The 21,595-nt window shown below is 58.2% G+C and carries 25 protein-coding genes and 1 pseudogene; 13 read left to right on the top strand and 13 right to left on the bottom strand.

The window, feature by feature from the left end:
- Positions 1–8: 8 nt before the first annotated feature.
- Positions 9–887: a LysR family transcriptional regulator gene (locus tag PSH79_RS11435; RefSeq protein ID WP_305443923.1), complete on the bottom strand. Its 879-nt coding sequence runs from the start codon at positions 885–887 to the stop codon at positions 9–11.
- Positions 888–992: 105 nt separating this feature from the next.
- Between PSH79_RS11435 and PSH79_RS11430 the strand changes: the two genes are divergently transcribed.
- Positions 993–2,384 carry an aldehyde dehydrogenase family protein gene (locus PSH79_RS11430; protein WP_305442887.1) on the top strand — a complete coding sequence of 464 codons (1,392 nt, stop codon included), beginning with the start codon at positions 993–995 and terminating at the stop codon, positions 2,382–2,384.
- A 118-nt stretch (positions 2,385–2,502) separates the two neighbouring features.
- On the opposite strand, the gene PSH79_RS11425 is transcribed toward PSH79_RS11430, so the two are convergent.
- On the bottom strand, positions 2,503–3,333 hold the full coding sequence (locus tag PSH79_RS11425) for an oxidoreductase (RefSeq protein WP_305442885.1): 831 nt from the start codon (positions 3,331–3,333) through the stop codon (positions 2,503–2,505).
- A 131-nt stretch (positions 3,334–3,464) separates the two neighbouring features.
- Here PSH79_RS11425 and PSH79_RS11420 point away from each other — a divergent pair, with 131 nt between their 5' ends.
- A complete protein-coding gene (locus tag PSH79_RS11420) occupies positions 3,465–4,361 on the top strand; it encodes a LysR family transcriptional regulator (RefSeq protein ID WP_305442884.1) in 897 nt (298 codons plus the stop codon).
- Positions 4,362–4,365: 4 nt separating this feature from the next.
- On the opposite strand, the gene PSH79_RS11415 is transcribed toward PSH79_RS11420, so the two are convergent.
- The gene (locus PSH79_RS11415; RefSeq protein ID WP_305442883.1) at positions 4,366–5,535 is read right to left on the bottom strand and encodes a DUF1624 domain-containing protein; all 1,170 of its coding nucleotides are present in this window, start codon (positions 5,533–5,535) and stop codon (positions 4,366–4,368) included.
- Positions 5,536–5,756: 221 nt separating this feature from the next.
- Between PSH79_RS11415 and PSH79_RS11410 the strand changes: the two genes are divergently transcribed.
- Both PSH79_RS11410 and PSH79_RS11405 read left to right on the top strand, forming a co-directional pair.
- Positions 5,757–6,353 carry a paraquat-inducible protein A gene (locus tag PSH79_RS11410; RefSeq protein WP_305442882.1) on the top strand — a complete coding sequence of 199 codons (597 nt, stop codon included), beginning with the start codon at positions 5,757–5,759 and terminating at the stop codon, positions 6,351–6,353.
- Complete coding sequence (locus tag PSH79_RS11405; protein ID WP_305442881.1) at positions 6,350–7,039, top strand: paraquat-inducible protein A; 690 nt, start codon at positions 6,350–6,352, stop codon at positions 7,037–7,039. Before PSH79_RS11410 ends, PSH79_RS11405 begins: the two co-directional genes overlap by 4 nt.
- Here the strand turns inward: PSH79_RS11405 and PSH79_RS11400 are convergent.
- Positions 6,972–9,998: an FAD-binding and (Fe-S)-binding domain-containing protein gene (locus PSH79_RS11400; protein ID WP_305442880.1), complete on the bottom strand. Its 3,027-nt coding sequence runs from the start codon at positions 9,996–9,998 to the stop codon at positions 6,972–6,974. The genes PSH79_RS11405 and PSH79_RS11400 overlap by 68 nt on opposite strands.
- Before the next feature lie 158 nt (positions 9,999–10,156).
- Here PSH79_RS11400 and PSH79_RS11395 point away from each other — a divergent pair, with 158 nt between their 5' ends.
- Positions 10,157–11,041 carry a LysR substrate-binding domain-containing protein gene (locus PSH79_RS11395; RefSeq protein WP_305442879.1) on the top strand — a complete coding sequence of 295 codons (885 nt, stop codon included), beginning with the start codon at positions 10,157–10,159 and terminating at the stop codon, positions 11,039–11,041.
- A 67-nt stretch (positions 11,042–11,108) separates the two neighbouring features.
- On the opposite strand, the gene PSH79_RS11390 is transcribed toward PSH79_RS11395, so the two are convergent.
- Positions 11,109–11,234 (bottom strand): hypothetical protein, encoded by a 126-nt coding sequence (locus PSH79_RS11390; RefSeq protein WP_305442877.1) that lies wholly within the window; start codon positions 11,232–11,234, stop codon positions 11,109–11,111.
- On the opposite strand from PSH79_RS11390, the gene PSH79_RS11385 reads away from it, so the two are divergent.
- Positions 11,233–11,511 (top strand): Rho-binding antiterminator, encoded by a 279-nt coding sequence (locus PSH79_RS11385; protein WP_305442875.1) that lies wholly within the window; start codon positions 11,233–11,235, stop codon positions 11,509–11,511. The two genes, PSH79_RS11390 and PSH79_RS11385, sit on opposite strands and share 2 nt — an antisense overlap.
- Before the next feature lie 54 nt (positions 11,512–11,565).
- Here the strand turns inward: PSH79_RS11385 and PSH79_RS11380 are convergent, their stop codons facing one another.
- Positions 11,566–12,771: an NAD(P)/FAD-dependent oxidoreductase gene (locus tag PSH79_RS11380; protein ID WP_305442873.1), complete on the bottom strand. Its 1,206-nt coding sequence runs from the start codon at positions 12,769–12,771 to the stop codon at positions 11,566–11,568.
- Between the two features lie 292 nt (positions 12,772–13,063).
- Between PSH79_RS11380 and PSH79_RS11375 the strand changes: the two genes are divergently transcribed.
- Positions 13,064–13,612: an Rrf2 family transcriptional regulator gene (locus PSH79_RS11375; protein WP_305442871.1), complete on the top strand. Its 549-nt coding sequence runs from the start codon at positions 13,064–13,066 to the stop codon at positions 13,610–13,612.
- A 72-nt stretch (positions 13,613–13,684) separates the two neighbouring features.
- Here PSH79_RS11375 and PSH79_RS11370 read toward each other — a convergent pair whose 3' ends face one another.
- Entirely contained in the window at positions 13,685–14,020 is a 336-nt protein-coding gene (locus PSH79_RS11370; RefSeq protein WP_187680696.1) for a hypothetical protein, read from the bottom strand.
- Positions 14,021–14,204: 184 nt separating this feature from the next.
- Here PSH79_RS11370 and PSH79_RS11365 point away from each other — a divergent pair, with 184 nt between their 5' ends.
- Positions 14,205–14,444: a hypothetical protein gene (locus PSH79_RS11365; RefSeq protein ID WP_305442868.1), complete on the top strand. Its 240-nt coding sequence runs from the start codon at positions 14,205–14,207 to the stop codon at positions 14,442–14,444.
- A 144-nt stretch (positions 14,445–14,588) separates the two neighbouring features.
- Positions 14,589–14,951 (top strand): NUDIX hydrolase, encoded by a 363-nt coding sequence (locus PSH79_RS11360; RefSeq protein ID WP_305442866.1) that lies wholly within the window; start codon positions 14,589–14,591, stop codon positions 14,949–14,951.
- A 3-nt stretch (positions 14,952–14,954) separates the two neighbouring features.
- Here PSH79_RS11360 and PSH79_RS11355 read toward each other — a convergent pair whose 3' ends face one another.
- From PSH79_RS11355 to PSH79_RS11345, 3 genes are all read right to left on the bottom strand, one after another.
- On the bottom strand, positions 14,955–15,197 hold the full coding sequence (locus tag PSH79_RS11355) for a DUF1652 domain-containing protein (protein ID WP_305442864.1): 243 nt from the start codon (positions 15,195–15,197) through the stop codon (positions 14,955–14,957).
- Positions 15,198–15,303: 106 nt separating this feature from the next.
- Entirely contained in the window at positions 15,304–16,203 is a 900-nt protein-coding gene (locus PSH79_RS11350) for a polysaccharide deacetylase family protein (RefSeq protein WP_305442862.1), read from the bottom strand.
- A gap of 131 nt (positions 16,204–16,334) precedes the next feature.
- Complete coding sequence (locus PSH79_RS11345) at positions 16,335–17,282, bottom strand: ABC transporter substrate-binding protein (protein WP_305442860.1); 948 nt, start codon at positions 17,280–17,282, stop codon at positions 16,335–16,337.
- Between the two features lie 136 nt (positions 17,283–17,418).
- On the opposite strand from PSH79_RS11345, the gene PSH79_RS11340 reads away from it, so the two are divergent.
- Entirely contained in the window at positions 17,419–18,099 is a 681-nt protein-coding gene (locus PSH79_RS11340) for an SOS response-associated peptidase (RefSeq protein WP_305442859.1), read from the top strand.
- Between the two features lie 270 nt (positions 18,100–18,369).
- The gene (locus PSH79_RS11335; protein ID WP_305442857.1) at positions 18,370–18,642 is read left to right on the top strand and encodes a hypothetical protein; all 273 of its coding nucleotides are present in this window, start codon (positions 18,370–18,372) and stop codon (positions 18,640–18,642) included.
- Between the two features lie 257 nt (positions 18,643–18,899).
- On the opposite strand, the pseudogene PSH79_RS11330 reads toward PSH79_RS11335, so the two are convergent.
- Positions 18,900–18,992: pseudogene (locus PSH79_RS11330) on the bottom strand (AzlD domain-containing protein); the annotation flags it as partial.
- Between the two features lie 90 nt (positions 18,993–19,082).
- On the opposite strand from PSH79_RS11330, the gene PSH79_RS11325 reads away from it, so the two are divergent.
- Complete coding sequence (locus tag PSH79_RS11325; RefSeq protein ID WP_305442855.1) at positions 19,083–19,466, top strand: DUF2784 domain-containing protein; 384 nt, start codon at positions 19,083–19,085, stop codon at positions 19,464–19,466.
- Here the strand turns inward: PSH79_RS11325 and PSH79_RS11320 are convergent.
- Entirely contained in the window at positions 19,463–19,909 is a 447-nt protein-coding gene (locus PSH79_RS11320) for an Rrf2 family transcriptional regulator (protein ID WP_305442853.1), read from the bottom strand. The two genes, PSH79_RS11325 and PSH79_RS11320, sit on opposite strands and share 4 nt — an antisense overlap.
- A 132-nt stretch (positions 19,910–20,041) precedes the next feature.
- Here PSH79_RS11320 and PSH79_RS11315 point away from each other — a divergent pair, with 132 nt between their 5' ends.
- A complete protein-coding gene (locus tag PSH79_RS11315; RefSeq protein ID WP_305442850.1) occupies positions 20,042–20,929 on the top strand; it encodes an NAD(P)/FAD-dependent oxidoreductase in 888 nt (295 codons plus the stop codon).
- Positions 20,930–20,935: 6 nt separating this feature from the next.
- On the opposite strand, the gene PSH79_RS11310 is transcribed toward PSH79_RS11315, so the two are convergent.
- Positions 20,936–21,463, bottom strand: coding sequence for a DUF3087 family protein (locus tag PSH79_RS11310; RefSeq protein ID WP_305442849.1), 528 nt, complete (start codon positions 21,461–21,463; stop codon positions 20,936–20,938).
- Positions 21,464–21,595: the final 132 nt, after the last annotated feature.

Genomic DNA, 21,595 nt, shown 5'->3' with positions numbered 1-21,595 from the left:
GGCGCCAGTCACTCCCCCGCCCGCACCACCCCTCGCTCCTCCAGCAAACGCACAAACATGCTCAGACTGCGCGACACCGTGCCCCGCCGCCAGACCAGCCAGGTGGTCAGATAACGAAAATCTGCCGTCAGCGGCCAGACACTCACCGTTGCGCTGCCGGGCATGCTTTGCAGCATTTTGCGCGGCATCAGCGCCAGCCCGGCGCCTGCGCTGACGCAGGCGAGCATGCCGTGGTAGGACTCCATTTCGAAGATCTTGCCGGGTACGGCGGCGTCGGTGCTGAACCATTTTTCGAAGTGATGCCGGTAGGAGCAGTTGGAGCGGAACGCATAAATATTCTCGCCATTCACATCCGCCGCACGCTGGACTGCGGCGTGATTGAGCGGCGCGATGATGACCATTTCTTCTTCGAACGCCGGCACGCCTTCCAGCGCCGGATGCAGCACCGGGCCGTCAACGAACGCGGCCGCCAGACGCCCGGACAGTACGCCATCGATCATCGTCCCGGACGGACCGGTCGACAAGTCCAGATCGACTTTCGGATGCAGTTGATTGTACGCCGCCAGCAATTCGGGGATGCGCACCGCCGCCGTGCTTTCCAGCGAACCCAGGGGAAACGCGCCCTGCGGTTCTTCACCTGCCACCGTGGCCCGTGCCTCTTGAACCAGATCGAGAATGCGCCGTGCGTATTCAAGAAAACTCCACCCGGCGGGCGACAGGCGCAAACGGCTTTTCTCGCGAATAAACAGATCGACGCCCAGGTCCTGCTCGAGCTGCTTGATTCGCGTGGTCAGGTTCGACGGTACGCGATGGATCTGCGCCGCGGCGGCACTGATGCTGCCGTGTTCGGCAACGGCTTTGAAGATTTCCAGCTGCACCAGATCCACAGTCATTCTCCAATCGTGAAAGAAACGATCTTTATTATTCAGTTTCCAGAAAACTAACGCCACCCTACTCTAGGCCCATCACATTCGACACGCAGGACGAAAGCCATGAGCCAGATTTCCAGCCAGACCCACGCCATCTCGATCAACCCCGCCACCGGCGAGCAGATCGGTCAGTACGCCTTTGAATCCGCCGAAGCCCTCGATGCCGCGCTGACCCGATCCGCGTTCGGCTTCTCGAAATGGAAGCGCAAGCCGCTGCAGGATCGCTCCCGCGCGCTGAGTGCCCTTGCCGGTGCTCTGCGTGAAGGCGCCGAAGCCATGGCCACCATGATCACTCTGGAAATGGGCAAGCCAATTGCCCAGGCGCGAGGCGAAATCGAAAAATGCGCCAAGCTCTGCGAGTGGTACGCCGAACACGGCCCGGCCATGCTCGACGCCGAGGCGACTCAGGTCGAAGGCGGCAAGGCGCGCATCGAATACCGCCCGCTCGGCCCGATTCTGGCAGTGATGCCGTGGAACTTCCCGATCTGGCAAGTGCTGCGCGGCGCAGTACCGACGCTCCTCGCCGGCAACACCTACGTGCTCAAGCATGCACCGAACGTGATGGGCAGCGCCTATCTGCTGCGTGATGCCTTCAAGCGCGCCGGTTTCGCCGATGGCGTGTTTGAAGTGCTCAACGTCACCCCGCAAGGCGTTTCCACCGCCATTGCTGACCCGCGCATTGCCGCCGTGACCCTGACCGGCAGCGTCCGCGCCGGCATGGCCATCGGCGCCCAGGCCGGCGCTGCGTTGAAAAAATGCGTGCTGGAACTCGGCGGCTCCGATCCGTTTATCGTGCTCAACGACGCTGATATCGACGAAGCGGTGCAAGCCGCCGTGATCGGTCGTTACCAGAACTCCGGCCAGGTCTGCGCCGCCGCCAAGCGTTTGATTATCGAAGAAGGCGTCGTCGAGGAATTCACCCGCAAATTCGTTGAGGCCACACGCAAGCTGAAGGTCGGCGATCCACTGTCCGCCGACACGTACATCGGCCCGATGGCGCGTTTCGATCTGCGTGACGAACTGGATCAACAAGTGCGCGACACCCTCGAAGAAGGCGCGACCCTGCTGCTGGGTGGCGGCAAGGCTGAAGGTGCGGGCAACTACTACGAACCGACCGTGCTGGCCGACGTCACCGATCGCATGACCTCGTTCAAACAGGAACTGTTCGGCCCGGTCGCCTCGATCATTACCGCCCGTGACTGCGCGCATGCCATCGCCTTGGCCAACGACAGCGAGTTCGGCCTGACCGCAACGATCTACACCGCCAACGTGCAATTGGCTCAGCAACTGACCAGCGAACTGGAAACCGGCGGCGTGTTCATCAACGGCTACTCAGCCAGCGACCCTCGCGTGACCTTCGGTGGCGTGAAGAAAAGCGGTTTCGGCCGTGAGCTGTCGCACTTTGGTGTGCGCGAGTTCTGCAATGCGCAAACTGTATGGCTGGATCGCAAATAATCCGGACAGCCTAAAACCCTGTGGGAGCGAGCTTGCTCGCGAAGAGGGAGTGTCAGTCAGCGTTGATGTCGACTGATACGCCGCCTTCGCGAGCAAGCTCGCACACAGGTTGTGTGGTTCAGTTTTTGAAGTCGGTGGACAGTGCCAACTCGTTCCACTCGGCCAGTTCTTGCGCCACCAACCGATTCTTCGCCTCGATTCGCGCAACCGTGTCGCTACCCAACGCCAGGCGTTGTGGCGGATTCGGTGCGTTGACCAGCGCGAGGATCGCCTCGGCGAACTTCAGTGGATCACCCGGCTGCGCGTGGTTCGCGGCCTCGGCGAAGGTGCGCATTTTGCCCACGGTTTCATCGTAATCGGGCAGCACCAGTGCGGTTTTGATCAGCGACTGCTCATCCAGAAAGTCTGTGCGGAAGAAACCCGGTTCGACCACCGTGGCATGGATACCCAGCGGTGCCAGTTCCTGGTAAAGCGCTTCGCTGATGCCTTCCACCGCAAACTTGGTGGACCCGTAAACGCCCCACCCCATGTACGCCTGATAGCCGCCAATTGAAGAGATATTGATCACATGGCCACTGCGTTGCGAGCGCATATGTGGCAGCACAGCGCGGGTCACGTTGAGCAGTCCAAACACATTGGTGGCGAACAGGCGCTCGGTCTCGCTCGCGCTGGTTTCTTCCACCGCGCCCAGCACGCCGAACCCGGCGTTGTTGATCAGTACATCGATGCGGCCGAAACGCTTGACCCCTTGCGCGACCGCTTGATGCGCTTCCTCTTCTCGGGTCACGTCGAGACGCACCGCCAGCAGATTCGGGTGATCGCCGAGGCGATCAGTGATGTCTTGTGGGTTACGGGCAGTGGCAATCACCGCGTCACCAAAATGCAAGGCGCGTTCTGCGATGAGTGTGCCAAAACCACGGGAAGCTCCAGTAATGAACCAGGTACGCATAGCAACTCCTCCTGTCAGCGACCCTTGGCGACAGTGCCGGGTCTTCTCGATGAGTTGATGCGACTTTAAGCGCGTGTTACTGATGTGATAATCCCAGCAATTTTGCATGACTTTGTGAAAGGCATTCACAGATGAAATCACCCTCAGCGGCAGACCTCTCGGTGTTCCTGTGCACGGCGCAGCATTTGAATTTCAGCAAAGCAGCGATTGAACTTGGCCTGACGCCGTCGGCTCTGAGCCACTCGGTCAAAGCGCTGGAGAATCGTCTCGGCGTGCGACTGTTCAACCGCACAACCCGCAGCGTGGCGTTGACCGAGGCTGGCGAACGCCTCTACGCGCGCCTGAAACCGGCGTTTCGCGACATCGATGATGCACTGGAAGACCTCAACCATTTTCGCGACAAACCCTCCGGCAACCTGCGTATCACTGCCGGCCGCCAGGCCTGTGAGCTGGTGCTGCTGCCAATTGCCAGTGAGTTTTTGCAGGTCTATGCGGATATTCGTCTGGAAGTAGTCGAAAGCGATGCACTGCTGGATATCGTCGCCGGCGGTTTCGATGCCGGCGTGCGCTTTGGCAATCGACTGGAGGCCGACATGGTTTCCCTGCCGATTGGTCCGACGATGCGCTCGGTGGTGGTCGGTTCGCCGGCATTTTTTCAGCGCCACGCCACGCCGCAAAAACCCGAGGAGTTGCATGATCTGCCGTGCATTCGCCACCGCTTCCCCAGCGGCGCGATGTACCGCTGGGAGTTCGAACGCGGCGGCATTACCCAGGAAATCGAAGTCAATGGCCCGCTGACCCTGGGCGATGTCAGCCTGATGGTCGGCCCCGCGCTGCAAGGATTGGGACTGGCCTATGTGTTCGAAGAAATGGTCGACGAACATCTACGTTCCGGGCGTCTGGTCCAGGTACTGGCAGACTGGTGCCCCTACTACCCCGGCCTGCATCTGTACTACCCGAGCCGGCGCCATGTACCGTCACCGCTCAAGGCTTTCATCGACTTCGCCCGCGAACGCAATAGTCGCTAAGCGCTTATAGATATTTCAACCAGGCGATGTCGCGACGACGCGCCTTAAGCGCCGAGAACCAGCGCACCGCCGGGAACAAGGCAACCGCCAGCAACGCCGCCGACAGCCACATTGCCGCTACCGAATTGAAGCCAAAATAGCTGCCCTGATTAAGCCCGAACAGCGCAACGCCGATCAGGTAGAGAAGCTTCAAAGCGTACAAGTGCAGCAGGTAGAAAAACATCGGCGCCGAACCGAACACAGTCAACCAGCGAATCCAGCGTCGATCCTGCACCCGCTCGAACGCCAGTAACAGCAACAACCCGGCACTCACCATCAGCGTGATAAACAGCAGCGACGGCGGGTATTTGGTGATGTTGAAAAAACTCATCAGGGTCTGCGGCAGCGTGTCGCCCAGCGCCCACGGTTTTTCGCCGTAACCGTTGACCAGACGCAGTGCGACAAAACCGAGCACCCCGGCGCTACCGGCAATCAACAGACGACGCTGGCGCACCAACACGTCTACGCCTCGGGCAAACCACGGCCCCAGCGCGTAACCCAGGCCGATCACGCCGATCCACGGCAGCAGCGGATAAGACGTGCGCAAACGCAGAGTGTCGCTGACCTCGATCCAGCCGCGGTCATGAAGAACCGCCCATGGCACATGCAGCGCCGATTCCACAGGAAAATGCACACCGTCGAGCAAGTTATGCCCGGCGATGATCACTAGGCTCGACGCCAGCAGCACCGCGCGCGGCAACCAAACCATCAGTGACAGCGCGATCATGCTCAGGCCGATCGCCCAGATCACTTGCAGGTAAATCACGCTCGGCGGCAGTTGGAAGGTCCAGGCGAAATTCACCAGGGTGAATTCCAGCACCACCAGAAACAGCCCGCGCTTGAACAGGAATGCACTGACGTCCGATTTCCCCGCGTATTTCTCGCCGAACAGCCATGCCGACAACCCGGTCAGCAGCACAAACACCGGCGCGCACAGATGCGCCAGCGTGCGGCTGAAAAACAGTGCAGGCTCGGTACTGGCTATGTCCATCGGATCAGAGACCTGGCGATGCAGCAGGAAAGTTTCACGCACGTGATCAAGCAGCATGAATAGAATCACCAAGCCTCGCAGGGCATCGATGGACAGCAGCCGGCCAGCGGTCGATGAGGTAGAACGAGGAAGAACAGTCGTCATGGGTATATCGCAATCGAATGGATGAAGCCGGGTGCTCACAACGAAGCTCCCGCTAAAAACGCGTTACCTTATAACAATTAAAACGATAATCCCAAGGCGAAGAAACAGTGATTTTCAAGAAAATGTTACCGGCGCAAGCGCCTCGCAAGTTGCCCAATGGCCCGAGCCTTCTATAGTGATCAAGTCCCCCGGCCCTCGTGGCCTGCTGTCGAGCGCTGTCCATGGTCAACACAGAACACCTGATCATCTGCGAGCACTGCGATTGCGTGTATGAAAAAGTCGCGCTCGCCAAACATCAGAAAACCCTGTGCCAACGCTGCGGTGGCGTGCTCCAGCGCTACAACAGCCTGACGGTTGAACAGCGTCTGGCATTGACGTTCACGGCAGCGATGCTGTGGGTGTTCGCCAATTTCTACCCAATCATGAGCATCAGCCTCAAAGGCCTTAAAAACAGCGCGACGTTATGGGATTCGGTGCTGGCATTGAGTCAGGGGCCGATCACGTTCATGGCAATGGTCGCCGCCATTTCGATCATTATTGCCCCGGCGTTTCAACTGGTCCTGCTGGCTTGGGTGCTGAGTTTCGCTCTGTCGTCCCGACGTGCGCCCGGGTTCAAGGTCTGTATGCGCTGGCTGGAAACGTTGCGTCCGTGGAGCATGCTTGAAGTGTGTTTGCTCGGTGCCATGGTGGCTGTGTTCAAACTTGCCGGGATGCTGGATGTGTTGCCCGGCATAGGCCTGTTCGCGCTGGCCGTGCTAAGCCTGATGATGATCCGCATTGCCGGCCGCGATATCCGTGACCTCTGGGATATGACATGAATCGACCAGCGACCGCCAGCGAACTCAATCTGTGCCTGTGCCACAGCTGCGGCCTGGCCTGCGACATGACCGATGAGCCGCACGAATGCCCGCGCTGCGACGCCCCTTTGCACCGGCGCAAGACCAATTCACTGACGCGCACCTGGGCCTATTTACTCGCTGCGCTGGTGTTTTATATCCCGGCCAATCTGCTGCCGGTGATGAACACCACCATGCTTGGCAATGGCTCCGACAGCACGATCATGAGCGGCGTGCTCGAGTTCTGGCAGCACGGCGCGTGGGACATCGCCCTGATCATCTTCATCGCCAGTATCGCCGTGCCGGGCGTCAAGTTCGTCGCCCTGTCGCTGCTGCTGATCACGGTGCAGCGCGACAGCGGCTGGGCACGCCGGGAGCGCTCCAGCCTATTCCGCTTTGTCGAGCTGATCGGTTATTGGTCGATGCTCGACGTGCTGGTGGTTGCCTTGGTCGCGGCGCTGGTGAAATTCCAGGCGCTGGGCGATATCGAGCCACGCCCGGGCATCCTGTTTTTCGGCATGGTGGTGGTGTTCACCATGCTCTCGGCAATGAGCTTTGACCCGCGGCTGATCTGGGACAACGCCCCCGACGACGAACCGCTCAGCGATGCACAACCTCCAGCAGCACCTGCAATGGATGGCGCAGCGCCCGATCCGACTGGCGCTTGACCTGGCTGCGGCACGAATAACCGGTCGCCAATGCCTCGCCCTTCTCTGCCGGGGCATCGACTTGACGCGCCCACGATTGTTCGTAGATCACCGCCGAGGTATCGCGGTTACGCGCCTCGTGGCCATAGGTGCCGGACATCCCGCAGCAACCGGTGGCCTGAGTTGCCAGTTTCAATCCCACGCGCTCGAACACTTGCTCCCATTGCCGAGTGGCAGCCGGGGCATTGGTTCTCTCGGTGCAGTGCGCGAGCAAACGGAAGGTTTCAGCCCTGCTCTGGCTGGTCTGTTGCGGCATGACGTCGAGCAGCCATTCCTGCAACAGTGCGACCTCCGGGCATTGCTCCATGCCCGGTACTTTCTGATATTCCTGGCGATAAACCAGCGTCATCGCCGGATCCAGCCCTATCAGCGGCACGCCGACATCCGCCAGCGCTCGCAATTGCTGCGCGTTGCGCACCGCCGCACGGTTGAATGCCGACAGAAAGCCCTGCACATGCAGTGGTTTGCCGTTGGCACTGAACGGTGCCAGATACACCTGAAAGCCCAGACGCGAAATCAACTCGACCAGATCCGCAAGCAGCGGCGTTTCGAAATAGCGGGTAAACGCATCCTGCACCAGCACCACGCTGCGTTCGCGCTGTGCCCGGGTCAGGCCAGACAGGGTTGACACCGTCGCCGGTTGCACCTGCCAACGACGCATCGTCGCGTGGAAATCAAAGCGACTGAGCAACGGCACATCGACCATTCCGCCGACACGCTCAAGCATGCCGCGAACCAACGAGGCGCCCATCAAACCGTTGTACAACGCCGGGATGCGCGCCATCCAGGGGATGGTGTATTCCAGCGAGGCGATCAGATAGTCCCGCGCCGGGCGCAGATACCGGCTGTGATACAGCTCAAGAAACCGCGAACGAAACTCCGGCACGTTGACCTTCACCGGGCATTGCCCCGCGCAGGACTTGCACGCCAGGCAACCCGCCATGGCGTCGTAGACCTCATGGGAGAAGTCTGCGGACTGCGCGCGACTGTTGCGCCAGCGCTGCCACAACGAAGAGAAAAATGCCGGTCGGCGAACGGCATCCGACAACACATCGATTCCCGCCTCGCCCTGCAACCGCAGCCATTCGCGGATCAACGATGCCCGGCCCTTGGGCGATTGCGCGCGTTCGCGGGTGGCTTTCCATGACGGACACATGGCGTCGTCAGGGTCGAAGTTGTAGCAGGCGCCGTTGCCATTGCAGTGCATGGCGGCGCCGTAGCTCTGCCAGACTTTCTCATCGATCTGCCGATCCAGTTCGCCGCGCAGGGTCACCTCGTCAATTTTCAACAACGCCGCGCCGGTGTTGGATGGCGTGGCGATCTTGCCCGGGTTGAACTGGTTGAACGGGTCAAACGCCGCCTTCAACGCTTGCAGGGCCGGGTACAGTTCGCCGAAAAACGCCGGCGCGTACTCCGAGCGCAGGCCTTTGCCGTGCTCACCCCAGAGCAGGCCGCCGTAACGTTGGGTCAGCGCGGCGACGCCATCGGACACCGGGCGCACCAGCGCCGCTTGTTGCGGATCTTTCATGTCGAGAATCGGCCGCACGTGCAGCACGCCGGCATCGACATGGCCGAACATGCCGTATTGCAAACCGTGGCTGTCGAGCAGGTCGCGCAGTTCAGCGATGTACTCGGCCAGGTGCTGCGGCGGCACAGCGGTGTCTTCGACAAACGGCTGCGGCCGCGCTTCACCGGCAACGTTGCCGAGCAGGCCGACCGCACGTTTGCGCATGCCATAGACCTTGTTCACCGCCGCATGACCGACGGCCAGGGTGTGGCCGAGTCGCTCGACAGTGCGGTCACTGGCAAGGTGCTCAATGAAGGCTTCGACCCTTTTCTGCAAGTCCTCGGGATCATCACCGCAAAATTCGACGAGGTTGATCCCCAGGGTCGGTCGCTCGGCGCTCTCCGGGAAGTACTCGGCCACCCCGTGCCAGACGATGTCCTGCATTGCCAGCAGCAACACCTTCGAGTCCACGGTTTCGATCGACAGCGGTTTGAGCGCCATCAGCGCGCGGGCATCGCGCAACGCGTCCATGAAGCCGGCGTAGCGGATGTTCACCAGCATCGTGTGTTTGGGAATCGCCAGTACGTTGAGCCTGGCCTCGACCACAAACCCCAGCGAGCCTTCGGCGCCACACAGCACGCTGTTCAGGTTGAAACGGTTATCCGCCTCGCGCAAGTGCGCCAGGTCGTAACCGGTCAGGCATCGATTGAGGTCGGGAAAGCGCTCTTTGATCAGCTCACCCTGTTCATCAATGATCTGTCGCGCACAGCGATAGACTTCGCCGACCCGATCCTCGCGGGCGCACTGTTCAGCCAGCTCGCTTTCTTCAAGCGGCAGACCGTGCAGGCGCTCACCGCCGCGCAGAATCATGTCGAGCTCGAGCACATGATCGCGAGTCTTGCCGTAGGTGCAACTGCCCTGGCCGCTGGCGTCGGTGTTGATCATGCCGCCGACAGTGGCGCGGTTGGAGGTCGACAATTCAGGAGCGAAAAACAGTCCGGCGGATTTTAGCGCGGCGTTGAGTTGATCCTTGACCACCCCGGCCTGCACCCGCACCCAGCGCTCTTCAACATTGATTTCCAGAATGCGGTTCATGTGCCGTGACAAGTCGACCACGATGCCATCAGTCAACGATTGGCCATTAGTGCCAGTGCCACCGCCACGGGGGGTGATGACCACTTGTTGGTAGGCCGGTTCGGCAATCAGTCGTGCCACCCGCGCCACATCGTCGGCGTCCAAGGGAAACACCGCGGCCTGCGGCAAGCGCTGATAGATCGAGTTGTCGGTGGCCAGCACCACGCGACTGGCGTAGTCGGCGCTGATTTCACCGCGAAATCCACTGGCCTTCAGGGCTTCGAGGAACCGTTGGTAATCGGAGGTCAGGGCACTTGCGGGCGACAGCTGGGCAATCATCGGTCAGGGTATCTCAGGTCAAAATCAGGCCGTGTGGCGGTGAACAGTTGTACGCAACGAATGATTGCGTCAGGCTCCGCCATCTCATGCGTCCATATTCATTGCTGAACGACCTTGGGACAAACGTAAATTCGACCCGCTATCAATGACTTTTCCGAATGAATCCGCGAACGCTCACCCCTTCCATGTCGTTATTGCTGGCCTTCGAAGCTGCCGCGCGTCACGAGAGCTATACCCGTGCCGCCCATGAACTATCGCTGACGCAGAGTGCGGTCAGCCGTCAGGTGCAGATTCTGGAGAAGATGCTCGGCATGCGCCTGTTCTACCGGGAGGGACGCAACGTGGTCCTGACGGATGTCGGACGTATGTATAAACGCGAACTCGCCGAAGCCCTCGGGCAGATCCGCAGCGCGACCCTGCAAGCCATGGCGTTTGGTTCGGGGATTCACAGCCTGCGATTGGCGACACTGCCGACGTTCGGGTCGAAATGGCTGTTGCCGCGACTCAAGGATTTCTACACCGCGCACCCTGGCATGACCGTACACCTGCATTCGCGTATCGAAGCCATCGATTTTGATACCAGCGAGATCGACGCGGCCATTTGCGTCGGCGCGGGTGAATGGCCGGGGCTGACGGCCCTGCCCCTGCACACCGAGGAACTGGTTGTCATCGCCAGTGCGCAATTGTCCGCCGCCGAGCGCGATGACGCCGAAAAGCACGTCGCCGGGCAATTGCTACTCAATGTCAGCAGCAATGCGCAAGCGTGGGCGGAATGGTTCAGCCATCACGGGTTGCCGCATCGGAACATGCGCATCGGACCGAGCTTCGAAATGACTTCGCACTTGATTCAGGCGGTGCGGGCGAACATGGGTGTGGGCCTGGTGCCACGTATTCTGGTCGAGGATGAATTGCTCAATGGTGAGTTGCTACAACTGGGCGACGCGATCACCAGTCGGCGCAGCTATTATTTGGTGTACCCGCCGCGCAATGAGGCGCTGCCATCGTTGAAGGCGTTTCGGGATTGGTTGGTCGAAACGCTTTGAAATTGAATGAAGCGCCCGTCCTGTTTGCGCCGGGCACCTCTGTCATACCGTGTCGATGGACCGATATTCACGACATCAAATCGACTTCCTTTGCCTCCAGCGATTCGTGGGTGCCAATCCGCAGGTCGCTGCGGCGATCAACGAAAAAGGCTACTTCATCATCACTCTGCAAGGCTTCGAGGAGTAACGCCATGACCCGCTATCAGCCACTGAACTGCGATTTGCACGACTATCTGGAAATCGCCTGCATGCGCGGCTATCAATTGGATATCGAGTTGATCGATGGTCAGCGGCTGGTTGCCCGGGCCATCACCACTCGCACCTCCAGCGACAAAGAGGAGTTCATGGTTATCGAACAGGCAGGTGCGCAACAAGACATCCGTCTCGACCAACTCTTCGCAATCACACCGCTTGATGCCAATGCCGAGTTCGGTCGGATCGTGCTCAGCGAAGCATCTTGCGGCATCTGAGGAAAAATCCCGCCCGGATTGAACCGGCGCGGGATTTCTTGAAACGAAGAGGCTTTACGCAACCACGGGAATCATAGGATCAGCAGCCGCCAGAGCGCTCACGCGATCAGCCGCAGGCGGATAGATCCACTGAGTGTTGATCTGGGTTTTCAACGCCTTGCCTTCCTGTTTAACCAGTTTCACCTGACGATCCCAGCCTTCGGTGTACACCGCGCCCCAGGCACCAAGGTCCAGGCAGGTCACGTATTTCGGCTGGCTGTACGGCGTCGGGTCGACACCGAGAATCTGCGCCGCGACGTTGTTGCCAGCATGACGACCCAACGAGATCGCGTGCTGACAGGTCATCAGCGCGTAGTTGCCGATGTCGTCGGTGGCGGCGTAGGCCACATCGCCGGTGGCGAAGATGTCGTCCTGACCGATGACTTTCAGGTGCGCGTCGACGTGCAGGCGCCCTTGCTTATCGCGTTCGGCGGGGATTTGTTCAGTCAGGGAGCTGGCGCGCACACCGGTGGTCCAGATGACGGTTTTCGCGTCGATGTGCTGACCGTCCGACAGGGTCACACCGTTAGCGTCGATTGATTGCACCGAAACGCCCAATCGCCATTCAACCCCCAGCTCCTCGCTGGCCTCGACGATGGATTTACTGATTTCTTCGCCCATCGAAGCACCGATCTTCTGCCCACGATCGACAACGATAACCTTGATATCAGCCTGCTCACCGAGAATCTCGCGCAGACGCGCCGGCATTTCCGTCGCCGTTTCAATACCGGTGAAACCGCCACCCGCGACCACAACGGTATTGCGCGCCTGGTTTTCCGGCAGATTTTTCAGGGCTTTCAGATGAGTTTCCAGGTGAATGGCCGATTCGATCCGGTCCACATTAAAGGCGTGCTGACTGACACCAGGTGTGTCGGGTTGAGCCAGGCCACTGCCGGTGGCCAACACCAGTTTGTCGTAGTGGAACGCTTGCTTCACGCCAGAGGCATCGGTGTAGCCGACGGTTTTTTGCGCGACATCGATGGTCTCGGCCGCCCCTTTGATGAAGTGAACGCCGACCACTTCGAACAGTTCACTCAGCGGCGCAGCCAGTTGATGAGCATTCGGTTCGTAGAATCGCGGACGTACACGCAACTCGGCCTGCGGCGCGAGAACGCTGACTTCGACGTCATCACGACCGTGAAGATCCACCAGACGCGCCGCACTCAACGCCGACCACATACCGCCAAAACCCGCGCCGATAACCAGAATCTGCTGCTTCATTGTATTTCTCCAGAAAAAGCCAAACCGCTGAAAGAGAGGTGAACGATTTGCCGAAAGCCACACACTGCCAAACCAATAGCGCCGACTCTATTGGTCGGACATAAATCCGACAAGTCAGATTTACTGATAGATTTAAACGAAATATTAGATATTAATCGCGCTGGACAACCTTCCAGAAACCTTAGATTTACTGGAGCAATGACACAGAAGGATGCAACTGCATTTGATCTGCCAGATTGCCGAGTCGGCATCGGACTGTTAGCATTTACGACAAATCAAGTCGGACTTTCATATGTCTCTTTACAGCGCAGGCGTCGAATACGGCATTCATTGCCTGACTTTTCTGGTGGGTAACGGAGGTGACAGCCGCGAAGCCAGCGTGCGTGACCTGGCAGAATTGCAAGGCGTGCCAGTGGAATATCTGGCGAAGATCTTCACCAAACTGGCCAAAGGCAAACTGGTAGTGGCGTCTGAAGGCGTGCGCGGCGGGTTCAGCCTGGCGCGGCCGGCCGACGAAATCACCCTGCTCGATATCGTCAAAGCCATCGATGGTCGCAAGAATATTTTCGAATGCCGGGACATTCGCGGGCGTTGCGCGCTGTTTGAAGGCAGTCCCCCGGAATGGGCGATTGAAGGCACCTGCTCGATCCACGCGGCCATGATGACCGCGCAAAACCGCATGGAAGAAGCGCTTTCGCAGCAAACCATTCTCGACATTGCGAGAAAAGTCGGACGCAAGGCGCCAGCGGAGTTCGGCCAGCAAGTGGACGACTGGATTCAGGATCGCCGCGAGAAAAAGGGCAACGTCGGTACCATCCCACTGACCGACATTTCAGACTGACCGCCCCTGAAAAGCCAAAAAAAAGCAGAAACCGTTGATGCGGTTTCTGCTTTTTTGCGTTCATAAATGGCGTTACAGGCAATCGCGCACCGATTTGCGCAACGACCCGGATTTTGCCCATGGCGGCCCTTGGTACAACGACACGCGGCTACCGTCCTTGTACTTCACGATATCGAGAATCTCGTCAGCCGTGATGATGCTTGGCGCAGTAATACGATAGCCGTTGGAAATCGAAGTCTGCGAGGTCTTGGCGACATCCTGTTGCCATAACGGTAATACACAAGCGGCATAGTCCCTTGGCGTCTTGTCACTGGTTTTGCTCACATTGGGCTCACCCGGCACCAACGATGTCGGCAGCGAGCATCCCGCCAACATGGCCAACGCCAGACTCCCGATCCATATTCGCATGGTGTTCCCTTAATCAAAAAAAGCGAATGTAACGCCTAACCGTAGTACACATCCATCGTGGCACCGCGCCCTCAATGAACATAGGACAATTTTTTACATCGATCAGGCCAATGACAGACGAGCTACGCGCGACGGGTGAAAAATGCGGCTACTCTTTTTTACCGAGAATGTTCCGGAGGTGATCATGCGGCTCAACGAATACGAACACGAACTTCAGCGCGACCTGCAGAGTGTCGCATCGGATCTGCGCTGGTCGGCAGTCGACCTTAAACGCATCGCCGAACAGTTGCGCAAGTCCGGTAACGAAGCGGACGCCCAGACAGTCCTGAGATCCTGCGAGGTTCTGCAAAGCGATGAAGAGCGACTGCAGTTGTACGCCAGAGAAGTGAAGGCGCGCACCATCAGCCGAATCAAAGTCCACTGATACGGACTCGTCCCACCAAACACGAGCCCCGGCACAAACCGGGGCTTTTTAATTATCGCTTCCAGCAGGAACCTTTAAAGAATGGCCCGGCTCGAATATTGCAGTTTTATTACTATTTTGTGACAGACAGTACACAGGTAACAGATGAAAGTACGAGCAACCGTCATTTGCGAACAGGACCGTCACATTCTCTTGGTGCGTAAACCACACTGCCGCTGGACTTTACCCGGAGGCAAAGTCGAGCCAGGGGAAACCCGAGCGAATGCTGCCGTGCGCGAATTGCAGGAAGAAACAGGGCTGAACGCCGACGACGTGCTTTACCTGATGGAACTACAAAGCGGCAGTACGCGGCATCATGTCTATGAAGCCTCAGTGCTGAATATTAATCAGCTACGCCCGCAGAACGAGATCATCGATTGCATCTGGCACCCGCTGAATGCCGTGCACAATCTGCAAACCAGTGATGCGACCTTGCGCATCATCCAGGCTTTTCAACGACGTTTATGATGTTCAGCCGGCGAAAGCCCTGCGGCCCGCGCTTATTTCCGTGCGTAATTCACCGATGAAATTGGAAATATCACGGATCGTGACGAGATGTTCCGGGGAAACGCCATTGAGCAATAACTCGACGCGCCCGCTGTCCGGCTCATAAACCTTGATCCGCAATAACCCCTGCTCTACTTGCGTGCAGTCGCACTTCAGCGCAGGGAAGCCGGATTCGACAATGCGGCAAATGTCGGCAATGGCGAGCATGAGCGAACGCCTCACAGGCGAGGGATCTATCCGATGAGCATAGATGAGCGTTTACCGCCCCGCTCGCCCGAAAAACGCCAACTTGATCACATATTCCATCTGTCTCTCAGTGGGCGTCATGGCCCCAGATCCAGTTCCAGAGCCCCGGCAACTGCACCGACTCAGAGCTTTGCTGAACAGTACGCGCCAGTGCAGCCTTCTCCAATGCAGCGCGGTCATCATAGAACGGCTTGTCCGCCAGCCTCACGCCGGTAGCCGCAGCGCTATCAAGCAGGATTTGCAGGTATTCGCGCGTATGCCGCGCGGTATAGCGGTTGAGGTCATGAAAGGTCACTACCACCGGAATCACCCCGTCCACGGTTGGAATTTCACCTTGGGCAATGCGCTCGCGGACTTCCGATAACTGCCGAAGCATGTTCGCCCGTCGACGCGGGCTGGCATTGAAACCCCAGATCTTGCCGTCATTGGCACTCAAATCGGTCAACAACACGTGCAGCCCGTGTTGCTGATAGGCGGCGAAAGTACGTTTGTCGTAGTTCCAGAATGGCGGGCGCAACAATTTGGGCGGCGCTCCGGTAATGGCCGCGATGTCCGCTGTGCCGTTGCTCAGCGACTCTTCGAGTTGCTGCGGGTCGAGCGAGCGATGGTTGGTGTGCCAGTGAGTGGCGGTATGAAACGCGAGAATATGCCCCTCATTGTGCTCACGGTGCATGATCCTACGGCCGATCTCGCTATGACCGGCCCGAGGCGCACGAGTCTGGACGAAAAACACGGCTTTGATGTCCGGTTGCAGCGAATTGTCCTTGAGGCTGTCGAGCACCGTGGCCGATGGGTTCCAGAAACTTGAAGCGCTGGGGCCGTCATCGAACGTCAGCAGAAAACGAACCGGCGCTTGATCCTTCAGCCGTGTTTCGGTTTTCGCAGTCATTTGGATGGGCGCGGCAATACAGCCTGCCAGTCCGAAAACGATGGCCGCTGCACAAAGAAGCTTGAATCCGGATGTCATGTTTTGCCTTGAGCCCGACCACTGCGGTCATATTGTCGATCGGCAAAGCTCCCTCGCCCTTATCCATCCCTGCACTCGGTTCTTCGAGCTGAGGTTGGATAAGGTACACAGGGTTTGGTTCCGGCGCTCGTTCAGCGAGTCAGCGCTTGCTCAAACGAGGTGTCGATAATCCCCGACGTGGCCAGCGGTGCCGGCAACGCTTTAACTTTAAACAAGAAGTCCGCAGTGCTTTGCAGGTCAGTCACGGCTTTTTGATCGACCGGCCCGACCGTCATGTGCGCCTGGCGCAGCCAGTGCCGCGAAACCTCCTGATCAAGATTGGCCTTCTTCGCCCACAAGTCAGCGTACTCGTCGGTATGGCTATCGACCCACGCGCGCGCCTGCTTTAAACGCCCGAGAAAATCGGCAATCGCCTCACGTTTACTATCGACAGACGGTGTTGACGCTGCAATCGCACTAAGGCCCGGCATCAGATTCTTCGCGGTCAGAATCGGACGAGCGCCGGAGAACAGGATCTGCTGGGAAATGTAGGGTTCCCACACCGGGAAGGCGTCGATGCTGCCTTGGGGCAAAGCAGCAGCCGCATCAATCGGCATCAGCTTGACGAAGTCGACATAGTTCTCTGGCAGACCACTCTGCTCCAGTGCGCGCAAGGTCAGTTGCTGGCTCCATGCGCCGGGCCAGTAAGCGACTTTCTTGTCCTTCAGGTCAGCGATGGTTTTTACCGGCGAATCCTTTGGCACCAGCAACGCGATGGTGTCCGGGTTCTGCCGTGACACGCCAATCAGTTTCACTGGCGCCTGTTTCGCAGCGAGAAACAGAAAACCTGAATCACCGAGAAATCCCAGATCGAGAGAGCCTGTCTGCAAGGCCTCAGCCAACGGTGCGGCTGCCTGGAAATGCTTCCAGTCCACCGTATACGGCGCGTCTTTCAACACGCCCGATGCTTCCACCGAGGCGCGGATGTTGTAGTAATTCTGGTCGCCGACATGCAGGACCACAGGCTCGGCAGCGTAGGAGAAAGGTGATGCGAGCAATGCAACGCTCAGCGCATTGCGGAGGAAACGGGAAAGCTTCATGGCAAGTCCTGCAAATGGAGGATGCATAGACCATAACGCTCTTAACTAACGAATTTAAATTCGATTAACGCATAAGCTCATTACTGCAAATACCGAGAGCCAACTAAGCTGATATTTCCTACAGGAGACTCAGCCCATGTGCGGAAGACTCTCGCAATACCGTGGCATTCACGACTTCGTCGCGGTGCTGAGCATTCCCGATGCGTTGATCAACCATGTCGGCGACGCGCCACTGGCACACTACAACGGTGCGCCGACCACGTCGCTGGCCATCTTTCAGCAACACAATCACCAGCTTCATGCGCAAAATCTGCGCTGGGGCTGGCGCCCGCATTGGGCCAAGGACCGAGCACCGCCGATTAATGCACGGGTCGAAAAAGTTGCCCACGGGCCGTTCTTCCGGTCGATCTGGCGTCATCGCTTGATCGTGCCTGTCGACAACTGGTTTGAGTGGGTGGATGCAGAAGATCACACCCGACAACCCTGGCTGATTCGTCGGGCCGATCTCGGGCCGGTTTTCTGCGCCGGCCTCGGTCAATTTCCGACACCCGATACGCAAGCGCGGGATGACGATGGCTTCGTGATCATCACCGCCGACAGCGGGGGCGGCATGCTCGACATCCACGACCGCCGCCCGGTGGTGTTTTGCGCAGAACTGGCACGCGAATGGCTCGACGCGGCCACCCCCCTGGAGCGGGCGGAACAAATGCTGTTGTTCGAAGGTGAAAAAACCGAGGTGTTCGAATGGCACAAGGTAGACAGAGCCGTGGGCAATTCACGCAATCAAGGCGCAGGCTTGATTGATGAAGTGGCCTAAAGATTTTTTGCCGTGGCGCGTTATCAAAAGGCACTCATCGAGAGTGATTCCGTTTCGTTACAACGACTGTTTCAACAAAGAAACAGCAACCCGCTAAACAGTCGTTTGAGTGAATTAACCGCCTGTCTGACATTTCAACCGTCATACATACATTTAGATGCGCTACGGATAGCATGCGCGCCGCATTTCCATTTGGTATACCAGTTGACCAGAGAGTCAACAAACAAGGAAATTCCCTACAACTCTTTTTAAGCCTTGCAGAGAACTAAGTTGCGCGACGATTTTGCAATCAAACAGGCCAAAGGCCTGGAGTGTGTCTATCTGTCCACGACAGAACGCTTTCAACTCGACTGTTTTATCGGCCATTACATCAAGACCCGAAACCTGAACTCAGTCCCTGACATCGAACGTATCCTGCGCACCACCCTCGAGGGATATCCCGGTCACGCGCCGGTGATGGTCAACGAACTCAACGCGTGGATCGACAGAACCTTGGGATATCGGGCAACACATCCGGACTTCACACAGTTGGAAGACCTTTAAAATGCAAAAAGCCCCGTTTGATACGGGGCTTTCTGTATGGGTCATTCAGGGTTTCAGCGGACGCTCCTGATCCCGATCCGACAACTCTCTGCTGTCGTCATGTTTCCAGGTCTGTTCCTGTCGTCTTTTTTGCTCCTCTATCTCCGCTTCCGTTGGCTCATCGTCATCATCCGGACGTGTCTGCTCGATTGCCATGCCCACCTCGCTTTTGGAAGAAATCATCATCCTTAAAGCGTAGAACAGTTTCATCGACCCACTTAAAACCACCAACGCAGAAAAAACGCCATGCTCGATAACATGCTGAGTAGCGTATTGCGCGTGTTTATCACCAATCCAGTCGCCACCAGCGAAATGCCGATAGAAAGCTTGAACAAGCTTGCGCAATTGCCCAAGCCCTGCGCGTAACATAGCGCCATTCACAATCGCGTCAGGGAAACGACATGCTGTACCGAATCGCAGCCGACGGGCTGGTGCTGTTTCATTTGCTGTTCATTCTGTTCGTGCTGTTCGGCGGGCTACTGGTGCTCAAGTGGCCGCGACTGATGTGGCTGCATTTGCCGGCCGCCGCGTGGGGCTTTGCGGTCGAGATGTTGCACCTTACGTGCCCGCTGACCTACTGGGAAAACCTGATGCGCCACGCCGCCGGGCAAACCGAATACGCCGGCGGTTTCATCGAGCATTACATCTGGCCGATCATCTACCCCGCCGGGCTGACCCCGCAGATTCAATTGGCGCTGGGCAGTGTGGTACTGGCGGTCAACCTGCTGGTCTACGGGCGGTTGATTCGCTCGTGGAAACTTCGCCGAACCGCTGCACACTCTTAACTTGTCTCACCCTCGCGGATTGACGTGAAGCGCGCATCGAAATCTGCCGCCAAATCCGCCAGGGTGATGCCGCCCAGCCTCGACAGCAACAGCGCCTGCGCTTCATCGAAGGTGCGCGTCAGCGCGGCATTGACCGCTTGCTCGACCAGACACTCCGGATGATCCGTCGACAAGCCGATGGCAAAAATCGACTGCGTGCCCAGCGCCTGATGAATGTCCAACAGCGAGATCTGCCCCAAAGGTTTGGCCAGCGCCCAACCACCCTGATGCCCCTTCTCCGACGTCACGAATCCCTGCTCCTTGAGCAAGCCCATGGTGCGCCGCACCACCACCGGATTGGTGCCCAGCATGCCGGCGATGGTTTCCGAGGTTGCACGTTTTTCGTGGCGATCCATGTGAATCAATACATGAAGCATGCGTGACAGCCGAGTGTCATTTCTCATCGATGATCCTTTTCAAGCCCTTGCCAAGACGCGCCGAGTATCGCTTGCAATGTCTGAAGTTACGAGACTATTGACAGGCATATTTCACGTAACTTACGGTGTGCCGTGAAAACCCCACACGGAGATTGGATCATGGTGTACGACGTCATCATTGTCGGCGGCAGCTATGCCGGACTGTCTGCTGGCCTGCAATTGGCCCGCGCCCGACGCAAAGTGCTGGTGCTGGATTCGGGCCTGCGTCGCAACCGATTTGCCGAAACTTCCCACGGATTTCTCGGATATGACGGACGTGCGCCAGGCGATATAGCCCAAGACGCCCGAGAGCAATTGCTGGCTTATCCGACGGTGCAATGGCTGGCAGATACCGCGCTGCAAGCACGTCAGACAGACCAAGGCTTCCAAGTGCGCACCACTAACGGACAACAAGCCAGCGCCAGACGACTGATCATCGCAAGCGGTGTCATCGATGAGTTACCCGCCATCGAGGGTCTTCAAGAACGCTGGGGTAAAAGCGTGTTTCATTGTCCGTACTGCCACGGCTATGAACTGAATCAAGGCGCAATTGGCGTATTGGCGACGTCAACGCTGTCGATGCACCACGCCTTGCTCTTGCCGGATTGGGGCCAGACCACATTCTTCACCAACGGCGTGTTCGAGCCGGACGCCGAACAACTGGCAGAACTTGATCGACGCGGTGTGACGCTGGAACCTCAAACGGTCAGCCATATCAGCGGTAAGCGAGCAGATGTAGTGCTCAGCGATGGCCGGGTGATCAGCGTTGCCGGTCTGTTCGCCATGCCGCGCACTCGAATGGCCAGCCCGCTGGCCGAGCAACTGGGCTGTATTTTTGAAGAAGGCCCGATGGGCCCGTTCATTCAAACCGACGCCATGCAACAGACCAGCATACCGGGCGTGTTTGCATGCGGTGACGCGGCGCTCGCCGCCGGTTCGGTTGCCGTCTCGGTAGGTGATGGCGCACGTGCCGGAGCCAGCACTCACCGCTCACTGGTTTTTGTCTGATACAGACTAACGAGACGTCTGCTTGAGAACTTCCAGCCACGCCGGATCAAGGCGTGGCTGATCGATATCAACACCAAGCACCTGCATCCGCTCCTTGTGCGCTTCGACTTCACGGTGCAGTTGCGCATGATCGCCGGCGTTACCGTCCAGCTCATGCATCTGCGTCAGTCCCAAGTGATAGAAACGCAGTACCTTCATCGCCGTCGGATCATTCTTCTGCACTGCCGCCGTCACCTGATGCATCACATTGGTGACGCTCATAAGATTGCGCTTGAGCCGCCAGCTATAAACAGCCGGGGCCATCCAGGTCTGATTCCAGAAGCGCCCGCGCAACAAAGCCGCCGTCAGCAGGAACGCCGCAAACACTCCGCCGACATTGAAGCGCAGGTTATCGCCGCCGGGCTCGCCAAACAGTGCCACCGCCACCGTCGAAAACAACATCGCCAGCACCAGGAACAGCACGGCAATGATCATGGTGCTGCGCCGCGTCTGCTGGCGAAAAGTGACGGCGTCCATCGGCTGAATCTCGAACATCACGACTGACTTCCTTGAGTGACAAAAAGGACAACGGAAAAAACTGGCCCGCGCATTATCGCCTCTACCAAGGATTTAGCTATGCTGGGGCTCCTTTTCATCTTTTCATCAATCAAAGGGGACATGGCGGTA

Origin of the sequence: Pseudomonas sp. FP2196 (genome assembly GCF_030687715.1) — a bacterium.
Taxonomy (GTDB): Bacteria; Pseudomonadota; Gammaproteobacteria; order Pseudomonadales; family Pseudomonadaceae; genus Aquipseudomonas.
The sequence above is the reverse complement of the archived record's forward strand: the minus strand, read 5'-3'. Positions and strand labels throughout refer to the sequence as shown.

Excerpts from the sequence above, each read along its gene's own strand:
- PSH79_RS11430 (WP_305442887.1), top strand. The coding sequence starts at position 993 with ATGAGCCAGATTTCCAGCCAGACCCACGCCATCTCGATCAACCCCGCC.
- PSH79_RS11425 (WP_305442885.1), bottom strand. The coding sequence starts at position 3,333 with ATGCGTACCTGGTTCATTACTGGAGCTTCCCGTGGTTTTGGCACACTC.
- PSH79_RS11420 (WP_305442884.1), top strand. The coding sequence starts at position 3,465 with ATGAAATCACCCTCAGCGGCAGACCTCTCGGTGTTCCTGTGCACGGCG.
- PSH79_RS11415 (WP_305442883.1), bottom strand. The coding sequence starts at position 5,535 with ATGACGACTGTTCTTCCTCGTTCTACCTCATCGACCGCTGGCCGGCTG.
- PSH79_RS11410 (WP_305442882.1), top strand. The coding sequence starts at position 5,757 with ATGGTCAACACAGAACACCTGATCATCTGCGAGCACTGCGATTGCGTG.
- PSH79_RS11405 (WP_305442881.1), top strand. The coding sequence starts at position 6,350 with ATGAATCGACCAGCGACCGCCAGCGAACTCAATCTGTGCCTGTGCCAC.
- PSH79_RS11400 (WP_305442880.1), bottom strand. The coding sequence starts at position 9,998 with ATGATTGCCCAGCTGTCGCCCGCAAGTGCCCTGACCTCCGATTACCAA.
- PSH79_RS11395 (WP_305442879.1), top strand. The coding sequence starts at position 10,157 with ATGAATCCGCGAACGCTCACCCCTTCCATGTCGTTATTGCTGGCCTTC.
- PSH79_RS11385 (WP_305442875.1), top strand. The coding sequence starts at position 11,233 with ATGACCCGCTATCAGCCACTGAACTGCGATTTGCACGACTATCTGGAA.
- PSH79_RS11390 (WP_305442877.1), bottom strand. The coding sequence starts at position 11,234 with ATGGCGTTACTCCTCGAAGCCTTGCAGAGTGATGATGAAGTAGCCTTT.
- PSH79_RS11380 (WP_305442873.1), bottom strand. The coding sequence starts at position 12,771 with ATGAAGCAGCAGATTCTGGTTATCGGCGCGGGTTTTGGCGGTATGTGG.
- PSH79_RS11375 (WP_305442871.1), top strand. The coding sequence starts at position 13,064 with ATGTCTCTTTACAGCGCAGGCGTCGAATACGGCATTCATTGCCTGACT.
- PSH79_RS11370 (WP_187680696.1), bottom strand. The coding sequence starts at position 14,020 with ATGCGAATATGGATCGGGAGTCTGGCGTTGGCCATGTTGGCGGGATGC.
- PSH79_RS11365 (WP_305442868.1), top strand. The coding sequence starts at position 14,205 with ATGCGGCTCAACGAATACGAACACGAACTTCAGCGCGACCTGCAGAGT.
- PSH79_RS11360 (WP_305442866.1), top strand. The coding sequence starts at position 14,589 with ATGAAAGTACGAGCAACCGTCATTTGCGAACAGGACCGTCACATTCTC.
- PSH79_RS11355 (WP_305442864.1), bottom strand. The coding sequence starts at position 15,197 with ATGCTCGCCATTGCCGACATTTGCCGCATTGTCGAATCCGGCTTCCCT.
- PSH79_RS11350 (WP_305442862.1), bottom strand. The coding sequence starts at position 16,203 with ATGACATCCGGATTCAAGCTTCTTTGTGCAGCGGCCATCGTTTTCGGA.
- PSH79_RS11345 (WP_305442860.1), bottom strand. The coding sequence starts at position 17,282 with ATGAAGCTTTCCCGTTTCCTCCGCAATGCGCTGAGCGTTGCATTGCTC.
- PSH79_RS11340 (WP_305442859.1), top strand. The coding sequence starts at position 17,419 with ATGTGCGGAAGACTCTCGCAATACCGTGGCATTCACGACTTCGTCGCG.
- PSH79_RS11325 (WP_305442855.1), top strand. The coding sequence starts at position 19,083 with ATGCTGTACCGAATCGCAGCCGACGGGCTGGTGCTGTTTCATTTGCTG.
- PSH79_RS11320 (WP_305442853.1), bottom strand. The coding sequence starts at position 19,909 with ATGAGAAATGACACTCGGCTGTCACGCATGCTTCATGTATTGATTCAC.
- PSH79_RS11315 (WP_305442850.1), top strand. The coding sequence starts at position 20,042 with ATGGTGTACGACGTCATCATTGTCGGCGGCAGCTATGCCGGACTGTCT.
- PSH79_RS11310 (WP_305442849.1), bottom strand. The coding sequence starts at position 21,463 with ATGTTCGAGATTCAGCCGATGGACGCCGTCACTTTTCGCCAGCAGACG.